The sequence below is a fragment of the Paraburkholderia sp. BCC1876 genome (assembly GCF_902833695.1).
Classification (GTDB): Bacteria; Pseudomonadota; Gammaproteobacteria; order Burkholderiales; family Burkholderiaceae; genus Paraburkholderia.
In genome coordinates this window covers 304137-321048 of sequence record NZ_CADFGI010000005.1, presented here as the reverse complement: position 1 = coordinate 321048, position 16912 = coordinate 304137, and the positions used below count along the sequence as shown (strand labels likewise).

Sequence of the window (16912 nt, the reverse complement as noted above, 5' to 3'; positions counted from 1 at the left end):
GCTGGTCGCTCCGTTACGCGTTGCGCTGGGCGCTGTCTTGCGGCTGGCCTTGCAACGGGCCGACGGCCGCGTTGCCGGGCTGGCCGCCGCCGTCGTGCACCGCGCGTACCGCGGCGACGATGTTCGCGTAGGCGCCGCAGCGGCAGATATTGCCGCTCATGCGCTCGCGGATTTCAGCGTCGGACAGTTGCGCGGGGTGGTTGCGCACGTCGGCGGTGACGGTGCTGGCCGTACCGTTGCGGAATTCGTTCAGCAGAGCAGTCGCGGAACACAACTGCCCGGGCGTACAGTAGCCGCACTGAAACGCGTCGTGTTCGATGAACGCGCGTTGCATCGGACTCAAGATGCCGTTGCTGGCGAGCCCTTCGACGGTCGTGATCTGTTCGCCTTCGTGCATGACCGCGAGCGTCAAACACGAGTTGATGCGGCGGCCGTCGGCGAGCACCGTGCAGGCGCCGCATTGTCCGCGGTCGCAGCCTTTCTTCGTGCCCATCAGCCCCGCGTATTCGCGCAGCGCATCGAGCAGGGTCACGCGCGGTTCGAGTTGCAGCGTGTAAGGCCGGCCGTTGACGGTCAACGTGACCGGACGCGGCGGCACGGTTTGCCGGACCGGCGCGGGCGGCGCGACTGGCGTTTGAGTTTGCGCGCGCAGATGCGGCGCGGCGCCGACCGTCGCGGCAGCGGCGGCGGTTTGCAGAAAGCGGCGGCGTGAAGGTTGATTGGGTGTGGCGGCGGGTGCGTCGCTCGAATCCGGACGGTCGGTATGCGTGGGCATGACGTTCTGTCGACTCCATTGAAAGGTCAATGCAGGCTGGCGAAGCGTCGAATTCCGAAGCGTCGCGATCCAACGGATTTCACGCAGCAATTTGGATGCCGTTGTGAGTACAACGGTATTAGAAAAAAGGGGAGACAGCAAAGCGAATCTCGCCGGCCGGCGGTGGCGGGTGCCGATGCCTTGCGTGGAACGCCGGGCCGGCGCGCGCCCGTTAGTGATGCCTGCCGGTTCGCGCACTACAGTTTTGTGTATTCAGATTTGAATAGCCGGGCGCGCACGCTATGCCTCGCTGACGGAAGCACACGCGTAAAAAGCCACCCGATTGAAATTCGGACACTAACGCGGCCAGTTCAAACCTTCGCATCCTGCAACGAGTGCGTCGAGCAGATGACGCACGGCCGGCACCATACCCCGGCGCGTGGGAAAGATGGCATGGACGAGGCCCGGCGTGCTGGCGAGCTGCGGCAACAGATGCTGCAAGCGGCCGGCCTGAATGTCGGCCTCGACCAGTTCCCTCGGCAGCATCGCCACGCCCACACCGGATAGCGCTGCGATCCTGAGGCTGGCCAGGTCGTCGGTGGCGAAACGTGGCCGATGCGGCCACGACGTCACGCGCCCCTCGGCGTCGACCAGGTTCCAGGCAAATCGCTCGCTGCTGCTCGCCATCGAGAGGGTGGGCCATTCCCGCATCGATTCAATCGAACCGGGCGCCGCATAGCGCGCCGCGAGCATTGGACTAGCCACCAGAATGTGGATCGACAGCCCCAACTGACGGACGGCGAGATCGGTGTTTTCCAACGGTGGAAGCCTGACCCGGATCGCGAAGTCCAGCCCTTCCTCGACGACATCCACGCGGCGGTTGGTTGCGTCCAGCAGGACCTGGACCTCGGGGTTGTCCTGCACGTAGCGCGCGATGATCGTGGAGATGCCCGACTCCAGTAAGGCCACCGGGCAGGCAATCCGCACCGTGCCCTGCGGCTGGGAGCGTGTGCGCTCGACGATATCTTTAGCGGCTTTGGCCTCCGCCACCAGCGCAAGGCAATGCTGGTGGAACTGCCGCCCGGTCTCCGTTAAGGACTGTCTGCGGCTGGTGCGATTGAGCAGGCGGACGCCAAGCTCCTCTTCCAGCGCGCGAATCCGCCGGCTGAGTTTCGACGTCTGCAGGCCGAGGCTGCGCGCGGCCGCCGTGTAGCTGCCGTGCTCGACCACCTCCGCGAAGAGCCGAAGGTCATTGAGGTCAGTGATTGCGTTCATGAATGGCCTTCGCTCGGTCTGATCGTTCTATTGATGGCAATGATGCGTTCCATTCTAGGAGATATGCATTGAGTCATTGCAAATTTAGCATTCATCTCATCGCAGCTTCCGACGCCGAACCCGGCAGATGGCGCAGGCGATCAGCGTCGCACTCGCGATGACTGCAAGCGGAGATGGACATGCTCATACACAGGCGTTGGCAATCGTTGGACAGGGCAGACCACGGCTGGCTGCGCGCGAAGCACCATTTCGCGGTGAGCGCCGACGGCAATGCCGCGCACGCCCCACTCGGCCCCCTCGTCGTCTGGAACGACGACGAGATCGCGGCGGGCAGCGGCTTCCCCATGCACGGGCATCGCGACATGGAGATCATCAGCTACGTGCGCCAGGGCGTGCTGGGTCATCGCGACACTTTGGGATCCGAAGGAGTTATCAGCGCGGGCGATGTTCAGGTTATGAGCGCCGGCGCGGGCATCCGTCACGCCGAGTTCAATCGCGGCGACGTGCCGCTCAAGCTTTATCAGATCTGGCTGCGGCCGCGCGAAACGGGCGGCACACCCAGGTGGGACACCAAGCCGTTTCCCAGAGGTGACCGGTCCGGGCGATTCGTGGTGCTTGCCAGCGGATTTACCGCCGATGAAGACGCTTTGCCGATTCGTGCCGATGCACGTGTACTCGGCGCAATGCTGAAGACCGGTGAACAGGTTCGTTACGAGCTGGCTGCGCGCAGTCAGGCCTATCTCGTCGTGGCCTCGGGACGCATCGAAGTGAACGGTGAGCACGTTGGACCGCTGGACGGCGTGGCGATCACGCAGGTCGCCGCCGCGCAGATTTCCGCACTTGAAGATTCTGAGCTGGTGATGGTGGACGCCGGCCCATTCCCTTTTTCGTAATCCACCGACGCAATTTCATTTATGGAGATCGTGATGGAACGCTTTAAATTTCTTCCGCTGTTGGGTCGCATTCTGATTGGTGCGCCGTTTGTGATGAGTGGGCTGGGCAAACTCGCCGCGTATGGCGCGACGGTGGGCTATATCGCCGCGATGGGTCTGCCCGTGCCGCCGCTCGCGTTCGCCCTTGCTGTGGTGACCGAGCTGGGCGGCGGCCTGCTGCTGCTGTCGGGCTACCGGGCTCGTGCTGTATCGCTGGGGATGGCGCTGTTCTGTATCGTGACGGCGATGTTCTTTCACCACAACTTCGCTGACCAGAACCAGATGATTCACTTCCTCAAGAACGTGATGATGGCCGGCGGTCTTTTGCAGATCACGTATTTCGGCGCGGGCGCACTCAGCCTGGACGCCCGTTCGCGGCGCACCGGGTCGATCGCTTCGACACTGAACGCGAGCTAACCAGGATCGACTCGTCGGGACGATCGCCCACCCGATCCGGTGCGCGATCGCCTCGTCGCCCAGTCATGCAGAAGATGGAGCATCGATATGAAAACACCTGCGCTTAAGCCGTCTTTCCAGCGAGACGCAAGAGCCATCGTCCTGCGTACGTCAGGCCAGCGGCATGGTCCGATCAAGCGGCTGGTCAGCCCGTCCGACCTTGGCGAAATCCTGAAGCCGTTTGTCTTTCTCGACTATTTCGATAGCTCGGAGAGAACTGAAATGCGCTTCTCCATGCATCCTCATTCCGGCCTCGCCACGACAACGGTGCTGCTGGAAGGCGAAGTCGAGTATGAAGACACGACGGGCGCATCCGGGATCATGCCGGCCGGTGGCGTCGAGTGGATGAATGCGGGCAAGGGCGTGTGGCACGACGGCCGCGCGCGCGGCGATGGGCCGGTGCGCGGTTTTCAGTTATGGGTCGCGCTGCCGCCCGAGCTCGAACTGGGCGAGCCGCTGAGCCGGTATTTATCCGCGAACGAGGTACCGCATAGCGGTCCGGCCCGCGTTATCCTGGGCCGATATGACAACGTCGAGAGCCCCATTCCCGCACCCCCGGGCATCAACTACCTGGTCGTGCGGCTTGCAGCGGGCGAGCAATGGCAGTACATGCCGCCGGCCGGCCATAGCGTGGCGTGGCTCTGTGTTCAACGTGGCGCACTGCGCGTCGCCGACGAGTCTATTGCGAATGAACTGGTCGTGTTTCGCGAGTCCGAAGACGCGTTGACCTTCACCGCCGACGAAGATGTCGAGTTCGTCCTCGGCTCGGCCGTGCCGCATCCCCACGATCTCGTGCTTGGGTATTACTCGGTTCACACGTCGGCAGAGGCGTTGCGTACCGGCGAAGCCGGGATCGTGGCGATTGGCGCAGACCTGCGTCGTCAAGGTCGGATTGGCTGATCTGGCCAAAGCGCCTTTGACGCTTGAAGCGAAAACGCTATCGGGAGTTCTTCATGCAAAACGTTCATGCGGGTAACGCGGCCATTCCGGCCATTGGTTTCGGCACGTACGGAATGACGGCGGCCGACATCCACCGGGTGATTCCCGCTGCGCTCGGTGCCGGTTTCCGCCATATCGACACGGCGCAGATCTACGGTAACGAGGGCGAAATCGGCCGCTGCGTCGCCGCGTCCGGTATTCCAAGAAGCGAAGTTTTCCTGACCACCAAGGTCTGGGTGAGCAACTACCCGGAGCAGTTGTTCGAGGCGTCGGTCGACGAGAGTCTCCGCAAGCTCGAGACAGACTATATCGATCTGCTTCTGCTGCACTGGCCCGGCTCGCATGTGCCGCTGGCCGAACAGATTGCGGGACTCAATGCAGTCGTACGCGCCGGCAAGGTGCGGCACATCGGCGTCAGTAATTTCAATCGTGCACTGATGGCGGAAGCGATTCAGCTTTCCGCGGCGCCGCTCGTGACGAATCAGTTTGAATACCATCCGTATCTGAACCAGTCCTTGCTCATCGACAGTACCTTGCAGGCGGGACTTGCCGTGACAGGCTACTGCGGCATGGCGGTTGGACGTGTCTTCGCGGAGCCCACGCTTAAGGAGATCGCGGCGCGCCATGAACGAAGCGTCGCTCAGATCGTCTTGCGTTGGCTGGTGCAACAGCGCGGCATGGTTGCGCTTTCAAGGACCACCCGGATCGATCGGCTGGCGGAGAACCTCGCCGTATTCGACTTTGAGTTGACTAGCGCGGATATGACGGAGATTTACGCCTTGGCGACGGCGGACAGCCGGATCGTCGATCCGCCAGGCCTCGCGCCGCGATGGGATAGCACGGGTGCGTGACGGGATAGACCGCGAATCTGCCTTCGCGAAGAGGGAATGATGGAAACCCTGGCCAATCTTCAGAGCTTCGTGAAGAGCGCCGAGTCCGGCAGTTTCTCGGAAGCGGGGCGGCGTCTTGGTCTCACAGCGGCGGCTGTGAGCCGCAACATGGCCATGCTCGAACGCAACCTCGGCGTGCGCCTGTTCCAGCGGTCGACGCGCGGACTCACGTTGACCGAGGCCGGCGTGCGCTTCCTGCAATCGATCGGCGACAGTCTCGAGACGTTGCAGGCGGCCATTGAGGAGGCGTCATCGGATGCGTCGGAACCCACCGGTGTTTTGAAGGTGAGCCTGAGCACGACATTCGGCATCGCCCATGTTCTGCCGTTGTTGCCCGAATTCCTGCAGCGCTACCCGCGCATTCGCCCCGAATGGCACTTCGAAAGCCGTCGGGTCGATCTGGTCCAGGAGGGCTACGACCTCGCTATTGGCGGAGGCTTCGCGTTCGCACCCGGTATCGTGGCGCGTACGTTGGCGCCGGCCCACATCGTTGCGGTCGCATCGCCGGAGTATCTGCGTGAGCGCCGGGTGCCCATGGAACCTGCGGAGCTCGCGGGACTGGCCGGCATCGCGATGCGCGCGAGCGGCACCGGACGCATTCGCCAATGGACGTTGCGCAACGCGACGGGCATGGAGGCCACGGCGCCGCTGAAGGAAGACATCGTGATGAACGATCCCGGCGCGATGCGCGAGGCCGCGCGCCTCGGTCTCGGGGTCGCGATGCTTGCGTTGCCCGATGTCGTGGCCGACTTCGAGGCCGGCACGCTAGTGCGTGTGCTGCCGGACTGGTACGCGGACGCCGGATCGATTTCGATTTACTACGCCTCGCGCACGCTGCTGCCGGCCAAGACGCGGGCTTTCGCCGATTTCATTGTCGAGGCCTTCGGGCAGCGGAAACTGGCGCGGAAATATTCGGCGATCTGAGCGTCGCGCGCTGGCTGCACTGCGACGCAGGGTGCTTCGAATCTCGTCCGACCATCAAGCGACCATCAAGCATCCGTTGAAGATGCTTCAAGCCGTGGGCGGCTACCCGGCAGATGGCAAAGCCGGCAAGATGGGTTCACCTCATCACGCACAAGGCACATTTTCATGGAAACGATCGGCATCATCGGCGCGGGCGCCATTGGCTCGGCCTTCGCGAAAGCGCTGGCTCAACAAGGCATTAAAGCGGTTATTTCCAATAGCAGGGGGCCGGCGTCGCTCGCGGATCTCGCCGGCGAACTCGGACCCACCATCACGGCGGGAACCCGCGAACAAGCGGCGGCGCAGAATATCGTTCTGGTCGCGGTGCCCTGGTCGAAGCTGCCTGCCGCCTTGTCGGGTTTGCCCGATTTCGGCGACCGTATCGTGATCGATGCGAACAACCCGATCGAGGCGCCGGCATTCAAACCTTTCGACTTGAACGGGCGCACGTCGAGCGAAGTCTTTGCGGAGTTCGTTCCGGGCGCGCGCGTCGTGAAGGCAATCAATCATCTGCCGGCGGCACTCGTGTCCGGCGACACGGGTGTTGAAGGCGGACGACGCGTGCTGTTCCTCGCGGGCGACGACGCACAAGCGAACGCGAAGGTGTCGAGTCTGTTCGAGCAGGTCGGATTCTTCGGCATTGACCTCGGATCGATCAAAGCGGGCGGCCCGCTGTTCCAGATTCCCGGCGGCCAGTTGGCTATTCAAAACCTGGTCAAGCTCGGCTGATCGAATAATGTGGCGCACGACGCCGCTTTGACCCGATCATCGATCACCGTTTGGCGTAGCGGAGGCGGTCGGCCGCTTCCGCTACGCGCTCATCGTGTGTCGAAAAGCTTACCGGCGATAGTCGCGTCCAGACGCGCCATGCGCCCAAAGCGCACCGGCGACGAACCCGGCCAATGCAACCACTGCAATCGCGGTGAACGGACTTTCGGCCGTGGTTTCACGCACCAGACTGGTCGTGCTCGCGCAAAGCTGTTGCGCCTTACCGCTGAGTTCGCGCGCTTTGCCGGCCAACTGTGTGCCGGTATCGCCCAACACATCGCCGACCGCGCTTTGCACCTTGCCCGCGACTTCGTTGACTGCGCCTTCCGCTGAATTGGTGTCCATACGTTTTTGCTCCCATTGTCATATTTACGCGTGGCGGGTCGTCATCGCAACGCCGCCACACCAGGGTTTCGCGCAAACCGCCCGGCGAGAGGCGGCGTACGTCCACCGGACTGGGCGCAAGAAGCGCGCCCGGGAACGTCATGGAATGGACACCGGGAAGTTAGAAAACGCTGTAAAACCTCAACGTCTACGCCGCGAATTGATGCCGACGAACACGGCCATCAGCATCAGAAAGCCGCCGAACAGCAGCGCGGAATTGAGCGCCGCATGCGCGACACCCAGCCGCCCGACGTTGATGAACGGATAGGGGTAGTAGTCGGATAGACCGCCGCGCCAGAAGGTCACGGCGAGATAGGCCAGCGGATACACGAGCCACAGCAGACCGTGGCGCAGTTTCAACTGGAAGCGCGGTACGAACAGGAGCCAGTAGAGCGCGGACAGCATCGGCAAAATGCTGTGCAGCGATTCGTTGAGCAACATCCTGAACGCGGTCGGCGTCCACCAGCCGCGCAACAGCAGGTTATAGGCGATGCCGACAAACACCATGTAGCCGACCACCGCGGTCACGACTGTCGGTTGCCGGAAGAAGCGCGGTAGCGGCGACCTGAGTCCGCGCAGCGCCACGCCAGTGAAACAGATCGCGCACGCCAGCACCGTCAGGTTGGTCAGGTAGCTGCTCATGCGGGCCAGTCCGTCGAGCACGGTCAGCCCGCGCGACAGCGTGCGGTTGAGCGTCACCTCGGCTTGCGCGACGATCGCGAGCCACGCGATGACGGCGATAATCGCCGCTAACGTCACCGACGAAACACTAGGCGTAGGCAGCGGAAGATCGGGCTTCGGTTCCTGATGAGGGGCAGGGCGCATGCGATCGATTTTATACGCGCCACCGGGGCTGCGCAGTGTGCGCTATCGATCGCATGCGTTCAGGTTGCGCAGGCCCAACAGCAGCGAAAAAATCTACGGCGTGCCATGCGTTCCGGTCACCGGTTGCAGGCGTTCCACGACCGCTGGAATGGTCGAGCTTGCCGGCGTGGCTTCATCGATCGCGGTGCGGCCGCCATCGTGGAAAAAGGCCAGTTCCGCCGCCTTGTTCAGCACGAGAATGCTGATGCGCCGGTTGGTCGGCTCGTCGACGACCTTGCTGTTCAGCGGCAAGACATCGGCCAGGCCGCGCACCTGCAACAGCTTCTCGCCGTGCATGCCGCCCTCCACCAGCGCGCGGCGCGCGGCGTTGGCGCGCTCCGACGACAGCTCCCAGTTCGAATAGCCGTCCGGGCCCGCGGTGTACGGCACCGCATCCGTATGGCCGGCAATCGAAATACGGTTGTCGACGTCGTTGAGCGCGGCGCCGATCTGCGTGAGAATCGTCACCGCATACGGTTGCAGCTTCGAACTGCCGGAGGCGAACATCGGCCGGTTTTGCGAGTCGACGATCTCGATGCGCAGGCCTTCGTTGGTGATCGAAATGCGGATCTGATCCTTGAACGCCTTCAAGGCCGGGCTCTGTTCGATCAGCGTGGTGAGCTTCGCCTTCAGTTGTTCGAGGCGGGCCGCATCCGCGGGCGCCACGGTCGGTGCGGCGGTGGTCGGCGGCGTCGGTTGGGTTTGGCTCTTCTTGCCGTCGCCGGGCCGCGTGTCGGAGATATCGCGGCCGCCGCCCTGCACCACGCTCGGTCGCGCGGCGGCGGTACCCTGACTACCGCCGAGCAGGCTCGACAGCGGCGTGTTGAAATAATCTTCGATACCCTGCTTGTCGTACTTCGACGTCGAGCCGAGCAGCCACATCAACAGAAAGAACGCCATCATTGCCGTGACGAAATCGGCGTAGGCGATCTTCCATGCGCCGCCGTGATGCGCGGCGTGATCGCCGCCCTTGCGCAAGCGGCGCACGATTACTGGAGCAGGCGTCTCCACCTGTTGCGACGCGCGCGACGGTCTTTCGCTCATCATGCCGCTCCGCGTCAGGCCGACTTCGGCATCTTGGTGGCGCGCACGGCGTCGTCGAGCTCCTGGAAGCTCGGGCGGTCGGCGGTGAACAAGACCTTGCGGCCGAACTCGACCGCGATTGGCGGCGCGTAGCCGGACAGCGACGCGAGCAGCACGGCCTTCACGCACTGATACGGCTTGGCTTCGGCGCGGGCTTTGGCGTTCAGCAGATCGGCAACGGGGCCGATGAAACCATACGCCAGCAGAATGCCGAGGAACGTGCCGACCAGCGCGCCGGCGATCATTTCGCCGAGCACGGCGGGCGGTGCGCCGACCGAGCCCATGGTGTGAACCACGCCCATCACGGCCGCGACAATGCCGAACGCCGGCAGGCCGTCGGCCATTTTCTGAATCGCGTTGGCCGCGACCGAGGCTTCCGCGTGATGCGTGGCCAGTTCCTCATCCATCAGGTCCTGCACTTCGAGCACGTTCACGTTGCCGCCGGACATCATGCGCAGATAGTCGACGATAAAGTCGAGCAGATGATGATCCTCCAGCACGTGCGAGTATTTCTGGAAAATCACACTGTCCTCGGGCGCCATCACGTCGGCTTCGAGCGACATCATGCCTTCCTTGCGGGCCTTCTGAAGCAGCTCGTACAGCAGCGCGATCAGTTCGAGGTATTTCTCTTTGGTGTAGCCGCCGGTCTTGAAGCATGACGGAATCGCCTTGAGGGTTTTCTTCAGCGTGGAAGTCGGATTGCTCACGACAAACGCGCCGATCGCCGCACCGAAAATACACAGCAATTCGAACGGCTGCAGGAGTGCCAGCACGTGGCCGCCCACGCCGACAAAACTACCGATCACAGAACCGATCACCAGCACCCAGCCGATTGCGACAAACATACTCTCTCCGATTATCTTGCCGGACGCGTGATCGAACACGATCGATCGAGAACAGGCCCTTTTTGAAGGGACTTTTCTCGTGCGTCATTAAAAGTTTGCATGTACTGGTAAACGGCGCGAATCTTTTTTGCTGAAGTGCTTGCACCCATGAAAAACGCAAAATTCACCGGATAGTTAGTTTGTGATGACGCTTCCGGTAATTTTGTCCGTCAATCGGGCGATCGTTGCAGCCGCAACTTCTTCGGCGGTGTAGGGGGAAATCCCGGGTGAGCGGCTGCGTCATGCGAAATGGATGGCGTCACCTTTTTACCGATCGGTCTGCTAGCATGGCTACCGGCTCGTGGCGCCGGCTGTTTCAGCCGCCACGCTCATGCGCCGGACGTTCCGCTTTATCGTGCCCGCACAAGTCGTCTCTAGAACCGATCGTGAAGAGTCACACAAACGGAGAAGAGCATGAAAGCCAGCACCATTGCCGAACGGGAGGCCCGTGGCCGTGCCGCCCGCGAGCACTCGAAGCGCTCGAGCCATAAAGCGATCGGCGAATTGCACCGCGATCCGGTCGCGTTGCTCAGGCAAAGCAGCGAGGGCCGGGTCGACAATCTCGTGCCGCTGCGTTATGGGCGCATGGCCGTTTCGCCCTTCACGTTTTTCCGCGGCACCGCGATCCTGCAGGCGCACGATCTGAGCAAGGTGCATGACAGCGGCCTCACCATGACGATCTGCGGCGACGGCCATCTGATGAACTTCGGTGGGTTCGCCACGCCCGAACGGCAACTGGTCTTCGATCTGAACGACTTCGACGAAGTGGCGATCGGGCCATTCGAATGGGATCTGAAACGCCTCACAGCAAGCCTCGTGGTCGCCGCGCGTCATATGCGCCTGAGCCGCGGCACGGCGGAGCATCTGGTGATGACGGCGGTCGCGACCTATCGCGACCGCATGGCGCAGTACGCACAATGCGGAGCGCTCGAACTCTGGTACGACCGCATTACATTCGATCTGATGGCCGAGACGGCGCTCACGCCGGAACGTCGCCGCGCGGTGCGGCGCGGCATGGAAAAGGCGGCGAGCCGCACGCACGAAAGCCTGCTGGAGAAAATGGCCGAGTTCGACGGCGAAGCCTGGACGATTCGCGATGCGCCGCCCGGCATGTTTCACGTGCACGGTGCGAACACGCTGTTTTCGCCGGAAGACGACTGGTTCAGCATCGGCAATTGGCGCACGCTGATCGAGCCGATGTGGGACGAGTACCTGAAGACCTTATCGCACGACCGGCGTGAATTGCTCGGTCATTTCACCGCGCAGGATCTCGTTTTCAAAGTGGTGGGCGTGGGCAGCGTGGGCACGCGCTGCCTCGTGCTGTTGAACGTCGATCATATGGGCAAGCCGCTGTTCATTCAGATCAAGGAAGCGCGCAAGTCGGTGATCGCGCAGTTTCATAAGTCGCCGCCGTACAAGCACGAAGGACAGCGGGTGGTCGGCGGTCAGCGCATGTTGCAGGCGGCCAGCGATATTTTTCTCGGTTGGGCGACCGGCCCGTCGGGGCGGAATTTCTACTTCCGCCAACTGCGCGACATGAAGCTGTCGGCGAATATCGAACTGTTCGACACGGATCTGCTGGAGGGGTACGCGCGGTTGTGCGGCTGGATCATGGCGCGTGCGCATGCGAAGGCGAGTGGCCAGGCGATCGAAATCGGCGCGTATATCGGCCGCGGCGATCAGTTCGCGGAGGCGTTGACCGGCTACGCGACGGCATACGCGGACCAGGTGGAACGCGATTACGACGTGTTTCTGAAGGCTTGCCGTAGTGGTGAACTTGAAGCGCGTACGGATGAGGATATGGCGGCGGATTTCCGCGTGTAGCGCGGGGGCGGAGGGGGCTTGCGGCGCGGTTCGGTTCGGTTCGACTCGACTTGCCTCGACTCGACGAGCCGCGCTTCACGCAGCTTGCCGCGCCTTAGTGCTCGACGCGCGCTTCGCGCAGCGTGACGAAGCGGAGACGCTGTTCGCGCGCCGCGTCGATCACACGCGGCAGCACCGCGAGAATGAGCGGCTGGCCTTCGGTCGTGAGGGCCGCATTGCCGTCATGCAGCAGCAGAATGTCGCGCGGCGCGAGACCGTCGAGCAGGCGCCGCGTCACTACGTCAGGATCGCGCTCGCGCGTGTCGTAGCCGCGCCGTGTCCACGCGGCGAGCCGCAAATCGAGTTTGCGCAGCACGGGTTCGAGGAAAATATTGCGCAGGCCCGCCGGCGCGCGGAAGAACATCGGTCGCTCGCCGCTCAATGCTTCGAACGTGCGTTGCGCGGCGTCGATCTCGCGCGTGAGCGAGCCCGGCAGCGTGACGGAAAACGTGTGCACGTGAACCTGCGAGTGGTTTTCGAGCGCATGGCCGCGCGCCACGATATCGCGTGCGAGTTCCGGATAGCGCTGCGCCTTTGCGCCGATGCAGAAGAACGTGGCGCGCACGCCGTGCGCGTCGAGCAGGTCCAGCACTTGCGGCGTGACGGCAGGATCGGGGCCGTCGTCGATGGTCAGTGCGATCGCGTCGGCGTTCTGCGCGCCGGCGGGCAGGCGCGTCCAGTTAGGACCCAGCAGTGAGGTGCGCGGCAACAGGCCGGCCACGGTGAAGACGGCGTGATTCGCAAACATCGCGGCCAGCCACCAGGGCCACTGGGCCGGCGTAATCAGCACGCCAGCCAGCACGAAGACGTGCCAGGCGGCGGTGGCCGTGAGCATCGCGGGATAGCCGGTGCGCGGCCAGCGCAGTGGCGCTTGCGTGGCGCGATGCGGCGAGGAGTGTTCAGTCATAAAGCGTACTTCCGGTCAGCCTTCCTCCGTCCTGGGAAGGTCTTGAATCGCGCGAGCGGCGCGCAACATCGAACGATACCATTGATGCGCGGCGCAACGTAGCCGCGGACAGGATCGGGAAATAATGACAGCGCTTTGAAAGACGGCGCTTCGCAGCAGGTGGGCCGTGCATGGGGCGTTGCTTTTTTCGCGGTGGAGTTCGCTGCAGATCGGCGCGTCGGGTTGTATGGTGCTGAAGGTGCTGAAGCCAGGCACGTAGATGCGGACGGGCCGCATACGGGCATTTGCCGGATTCACGGTGTGCACGCGCAGCTGGTCCGCACAAGGGCAACTATCGTTCAGAGTCGACAGGAGAGATGTCGTGACGGGAGCAGGAATCAAGAAGGTCGCGCTGGTGACGGGCGCGGGTAGCGGGATCGGCCGTGCGTGTGCGCTCAAACTGCTGGAACACGGTTATAGCGTGGTGCTGGCCGGCCGCCGCCAGGCGCCGCTCGACGCGCTCGCGCACGAAGCGCAACAACTCGGCGGCGACGCGTTGGCGGTGGCCTGCGACGTGACCGACGCCGTGAGCGTCGCCGCGTTGTTCGACGTCATCCGCGAACGGCGCGGCCGGCTCGACCTGCTGTTCAACAACGCGGGCCGAAGCGCCGCGCCGGTCGAGATCGACGAACTCGATATCGACGAATGGCGCTCGGTGGTCGATACCAATCTCACCGGCGTGTTCCTCTGCACGCGAGCGGCTTTCGGTCTGATGAAAACGCAAAACCCGCGCGGCGGCCGCATCATCAATAACGGCTCGATCTCGGCGCATGCGCCGCGGCCGCACAGCATCGCGTACACGGCGACCAAGCATGCGATCACCGGCCTCACGAAGGCCGTCTCGCTCGACGGTCGTCCGTACGACATCGTGTGCGGACAGATCGATATCGGCAATGCGGCCACGGAAATGGCCGCGCGGATGGCGCAGGGCACGCCGCAAGCGAACGGCGAAATCATGATCGAACCGTTGATGGACGTTCAGCATGTGGCCGACGCGATCTTGCACATGGCCGAACTGCCGTTGTCGGCGAACGTGCAGTTCATGACCATCATGGCGAGCAAGATGCCGTTCGTCGGGCGGGGCTAATACGGGCTGACACTGGCGGCCGGCGACCGGTAGTGACCGCCTGCCACCCGCAGCGCCGCGCCGGAGATCAACTTATACTGAGCGCTTTCTCTCCCACGGACCGCGATTCGCCGTGTCTCGAGCCACACTCGCCACACCCAGTGACGACCCGCAGCCGGTGCCGCCCGTGCAGCCCGATCTCGACGATTGCTGTCACAGCGGCTGCAATCCGTGTGTATTCGATCTCTACGACGAAGCGCTCGACCGTTATCAGGCCGCACTCGAGCAATGGCAGGAACGTCGGCAGCGGCAGGTGGCCCAGGTCTCGGTGCCGACGCAGGCAACGCAGGCAACGCCCAAACGCCCGAGCAAGCCGCGTCAACGTCGCGGATCAGGTTAGACGGCTCGCCGGGTTCGCTCTGAAAAGCCCCAGCATTCCACCTCATCCGTCATGACCGACCTTCAGCCCGCGCCTCTCGAACCCTCGAACGAATCCCACACCCTGGACGACCTGCATCGTTTCGTGCAGCGTTATCCGCGTCTGTTCGTGCTGACCGGCGCGGGGATCAGCACCGATTCAGGCATTCCCGGCTATCGCGACGACAACGGCGAATGGAAGCGCTCACCGCCCATTACGTTGCAGGAATTTCTCGGTACGCAGGCCATGCGTCAGCGGTACTGGGCTCGTAGCATGGTCGGCTGGCCGGTGGTCGCGCACGCGCAGCCCAACGCCGCGCATACCGCGCTGGCGCGGCTGCAGGCCGCCGGTCATGTGCCGACGCTCGTCACGCAGAACGTCGACGGTTTGCATCAGCGGGCGGGGAGCCGCGACGTGATCGAACTGCACGGCGGCATCGACGGTGTGACGTGTCTGGACTGCGGCATGCAGCATTCGCGCGCGTCGATCCAGCAGACGCTCGAAGCGGACAATCCCGCGTTGCTGAACGTGACCGCCGAAACCGCCGCCGACGGCGACGCGCATCTCGAATGGCACGCGCTCGACACGTTCCGCGTGCCGGCCTGTTCGAATTGCGGCGGCCTGCTCAAACCGGCGGTGGTGTTCTTCGGCGAAAGCGTGCCGCGCGAGCGTGTCGAAGCGGCCTCGCATGCGCTCGATGCGGCGGATGCGGTACTGGTGGTCGGTTCGTCGCTGATGGTCTATTCCGGTTACCGCTTTTGCGTGTGGGCGCAGAAGCAGGGCAAGCCGATCGCCGCGATCAATCTGGGGCGCACGCGTGCCGATCCGCTGTTGTCGCTGAAACTCGCGGCGCCGTGCGCCGACACGCTCACCGCGCTGGCCGGACGGCTGGCGCTGGATTGAAGGTTGAAGGTTGAAGGTCGAAGGTCGACTGCGGCGCTCAGCCGACCGCCGCGCTCACCCGAAGCAGAACAACACCCGCAGCAACGCAAAGGAACACCGATGTTGACGACGATCGAACAGCTCGAAGCCATCTATGGTCAGCCGCATGAGCGCGCGGTACGCAAAGAGATTCCGCACATCAACGAGGACTATCGCGCGTTCATCGAGGTCGCGCCGTTCGTCGTGCTCGCCACGGCCGGCCCCGAAGGTCTCGACTGTTCGCCGCGCGGCGACTCGCCGGGTTTCGTGCGCGTGATCGACGAACGCACACTCGCGTTGCCGGACCGTCCCGGCAACAATCGCATCGACAGTCTGCGCAATATCATTGCCGAGCCGAAACTGGCGCTGCTGTTTGTCATTCCCGGTGTGGGCGAGAGTTTGCGGGTGAACGGCCGCGGCCGCATCACCGACGACCCCAAATGGCTGGACAGTTTCGCGGTCGTTGGTAAACTGCCGCGCACCGTGCTGCTGATCGACGTCGACGCAGTCTATTTTCACTGCTCGAAAGCGCTGGTGCGCTCGAAATTGTGGGATCCGGCGCGGCATGTCGAACGTTCGCGGCTGCCGAGCGCGGGCGACATTCACCGGCGTATTAACGGCGCGAGCTTCGACGCCGCGACTTATGACCGCGAGCTCGACGAGCGCGTGCGCACCACCCTGTATTGAAACTTGAGCTGAAACTTAAGCGGCAACACGAACGCCAACACGAGCTGAACCTCGCGTTGAACCACAAGCAGAATCCCAGGCTGAACATGACCGAATCCCATCTGGCGCTGCGGCAACGTTCGCCTTCCGCCGAACGCAATCGCGAACCGATTCTCGCTGTCTTGCGCGACGTGCTGCCGGCCTCTGGCCGCGTGCTCGAGATCGCGAGCGGCACCGGCCAGCACGCTATCTGCTTTGCCGGCGCGCTGCCCGGACTCGACTGGCAGCCGAGCGATGCCGACGCGGACGCGCGCGCGTCGATCGCCGCGTGGACCGCGCAGGCCGGCCTCGCGAACCTGCGCGCGCCGCTCGCGCTCGACGTGCATCAGCCGGAGTGGGGCATCGACACGCTCGACGCCGTGGTCTGCATCAACATGATCCACATTTCGCCGTGGAGCGCGACGCAAGCGCTGTTCGCGGGCGCGAGCCGGCGTCTCGTCGACGGCGGCGTGCTCTATCTTTACGGTCCGTACCGGCGCGGCGGCGCGCATACTGCGTCGAGCAACGAGGCGTTCGACCAGCAATTGCGCAGCCGCGATCCGTCATGGGGCGTACGCGACATGGAAGCGGTGGTGGCGCTGGGTGCTTCGGTGGGACTCGTCGCCGATGAGCCGGTCGCGATGCCGGCCAACAACTTCAGCCTGGTCTTCAGGAAACAGGCGGACACGGCGCGAGTCTGAAGGCCGCGGTGAACAACGCAGGATCTCGCAGTAAAAAAATCTGCCGCCCGTTGCCTGCCAGCGAGCGGCAAGCCGGCATTTCTTTTATTCTTTCACCCTC

At 63.6% G+C, this 16912-nt stretch carries 19 protein-coding genes; 12 read left to right on the top strand and 7 right to left on the bottom strand.

The genetic code is table 11. The annotated features are described in order from the left end of the window. Nucleotides 1-13 precede the first annotated feature (13 nt). On the bottom strand, nucleotides 14-775 hold the full coding sequence (locus HWY05_RS20425; RefSeq protein ID WP_176059384.1) for a 2Fe-2S iron-sulfur cluster-binding protein: 762 nt from the start codon (nucleotides 773-775) through the stop codon (nucleotides 14-16). Nucleotides 776-1111: 336 nt separating this feature from the next. Then, nucleotides 1112-2029: a LysR substrate-binding domain-containing protein gene (locus tag HWY05_RS20420; RefSeq protein WP_176059383.1), complete on the bottom strand. Its 918-nt coding sequence runs from the start codon at nucleotides 2027-2029 to the stop codon at nucleotides 1112-1114. 179 nt (nucleotides 2030-2208) lie between these two features. On the opposite strand from HWY05_RS20420, the gene HWY05_RS20415 reads away from it, so the two are divergent. The 6 genes from HWY05_RS20415 (at nucleotide 2209) to HWY05_RS20390 (ending at nucleotide 6938) form a co-directional block, all read left to right on the top strand. Further along, nucleotides 2209-2922, top strand: a complete 714-nt coding sequence (locus HWY05_RS20415) for a pirin family protein (RefSeq protein WP_035562864.1) — start codon at nucleotides 2209-2211, stop codon at nucleotides 2920-2922. Between the two features lie 33 nt (nucleotides 2923-2955). Further along, nucleotides 2956-3378, top strand: a complete 423-nt coding sequence (locus HWY05_RS20410) for a DoxX family protein (RefSeq protein WP_035555922.1) — start codon at nucleotides 2956-2958, stop codon at nucleotides 3376-3378. An 87-nt stretch (nucleotides 3379-3465) separates the two neighbouring features. Next, nucleotides 3466-4317, top strand: coding sequence for a pirin family protein (locus tag HWY05_RS20405; protein WP_051980698.1), 852 nt, complete (start codon nucleotides 3466-3468; stop codon nucleotides 4315-4317). 53 nt (nucleotides 4318-4370) lie between these two features. Beyond that, the gene (locus HWY05_RS20400; RefSeq protein WP_176059382.1) at nucleotides 4371-5207 is read left to right on the top strand and encodes an aldo/keto reductase; all 837 of its coding nucleotides are present in this window, start codon (nucleotides 4371-4373) and stop codon (nucleotides 5205-5207) included. Between the two features lie 39 nt (nucleotides 5208-5246). Further along, nucleotides 5247-6170, top strand: coding sequence for a LysR family transcriptional regulator (locus HWY05_RS20395; protein WP_176059581.1), 924 nt, complete (start codon nucleotides 5247-5249; stop codon nucleotides 6168-6170). Between the two features lie 165 nt (nucleotides 6171-6335). Next, nucleotides 6336-6938: an NAD(P)-binding domain-containing protein gene (locus HWY05_RS20390; RefSeq protein WP_176059381.1), complete on the top strand. Its 603-nt coding sequence runs from the start codon at nucleotides 6336-6338 to the stop codon at nucleotides 6936-6938. Nucleotides 6939-7046: 108 nt separating this feature from the next. Here the strand turns inward: HWY05_RS20390 and HWY05_RS20385 are convergent, their stop codons facing one another. From HWY05_RS20385 to motA, 4 genes are all read right to left on the bottom strand, one after another. After that, entirely contained in the window at nucleotides 7047-7322 is a 276-nt protein-coding gene (locus HWY05_RS20385; protein ID WP_035555926.1) for a CsbD family protein, read from the bottom strand. A gap of 180 nt (nucleotides 7323-7502) precedes the next feature. Continuing rightward, nucleotides 7503-8186 (bottom strand): Pr6Pr family membrane protein, encoded by a 684-nt coding sequence (locus HWY05_RS20380; RefSeq protein WP_176059380.1) that lies wholly within the window; start codon nucleotides 8184-8186, stop codon nucleotides 7503-7505. A gap of 93 nt (nucleotides 8187-8279) precedes the next feature. Continuing rightward, nucleotides 8280-9269 (bottom strand): flagellar motor protein MotB, encoded by a 990-nt coding sequence (gene motB / locus HWY05_RS20375; RefSeq protein WP_035555930.1) that lies wholly within the window; start codon nucleotides 9267-9269, stop codon nucleotides 8280-8282. A gap of 14 nt (nucleotides 9270-9283) precedes the next feature. Further along, a complete protein-coding gene (gene motA / locus HWY05_RS20370; RefSeq protein ID WP_035555932.1) occupies nucleotides 9284-10153 on the bottom strand; it encodes a flagellar motor stator protein MotA in 870 nt (289 codons plus the stop codon). A 453-nt stretch (nucleotides 10154-10606) separates the two neighbouring features. Between motA and HWY05_RS20365 the strand changes: the two genes are divergently transcribed. Beyond that, entirely contained in the window at nucleotides 10607-12016 is a 1410-nt protein-coding gene (locus HWY05_RS20365) for a DUF2252 domain-containing protein (protein ID WP_176059379.1), read from the top strand. Nucleotides 12017-12110: 94 nt separating this feature from the next. Here the strand turns inward: HWY05_RS20365 and HWY05_RS20360 are convergent, their stop codons facing one another. Then, nucleotides 12111-12962 carry a polysaccharide deacetylase family protein gene (locus HWY05_RS20360; RefSeq protein WP_176059378.1) on the bottom strand — a complete coding sequence of 284 codons (852 nt, stop codon included), beginning with the start codon at nucleotides 12960-12962 and terminating at the stop codon, nucleotides 12111-12113. 361 nt (nucleotides 12963-13323) lie between these two features. On the opposite strand from HWY05_RS20360, the gene HWY05_RS20355 reads away from it, so the two are divergent. The 5 genes from HWY05_RS20355 to HWY05_RS20335 all read left to right on the top strand — a co-directional run bounded on the left by HWY05_RS20355 (nucleotide 13324) and on the right by HWY05_RS20335 (nucleotide 16812). Further along, complete coding sequence (locus HWY05_RS20355; RefSeq protein ID WP_035555939.1) at nucleotides 13324-14088, top strand: SDR family oxidoreductase; 765 nt, start codon at nucleotides 13324-13326, stop codon at nucleotides 14086-14088. A gap of 112 nt (nucleotides 14089-14200) precedes the next feature. Then, a complete protein-coding gene (locus tag HWY05_RS20350) occupies nucleotides 14201-14467 on the top strand; it encodes an oxidoreductase-like domain-containing protein (RefSeq protein ID WP_176059377.1) in 267 nt (88 codons plus the stop codon). A gap of 51 nt (nucleotides 14468-14518) precedes the next feature. Continuing rightward, nucleotides 14519-15388, top strand: a complete 870-nt coding sequence (locus HWY05_RS20345) for an NAD-dependent protein deacetylase (protein WP_035555943.1) — start codon at nucleotides 14519-14521, stop codon at nucleotides 15386-15388. Between the two features lie 99 nt (nucleotides 15389-15487). Next, nucleotides 15488-16093, top strand: coding sequence for a pyridoxamine 5'-phosphate oxidase family protein (locus tag HWY05_RS20340; RefSeq protein WP_176059376.1), 606 nt, complete (start codon nucleotides 15488-15490; stop codon nucleotides 16091-16093). A gap of 86 nt (nucleotides 16094-16179) precedes the next feature. Further along, on the top strand, nucleotides 16180-16812 hold the full coding sequence (locus HWY05_RS20335) for a DUF938 domain-containing protein (RefSeq protein WP_176059375.1): 633 nt from the start codon (nucleotides 16180-16182) through the stop codon (nucleotides 16810-16812). Nucleotides 16813-16912: the final 100 nt, after the last annotated feature.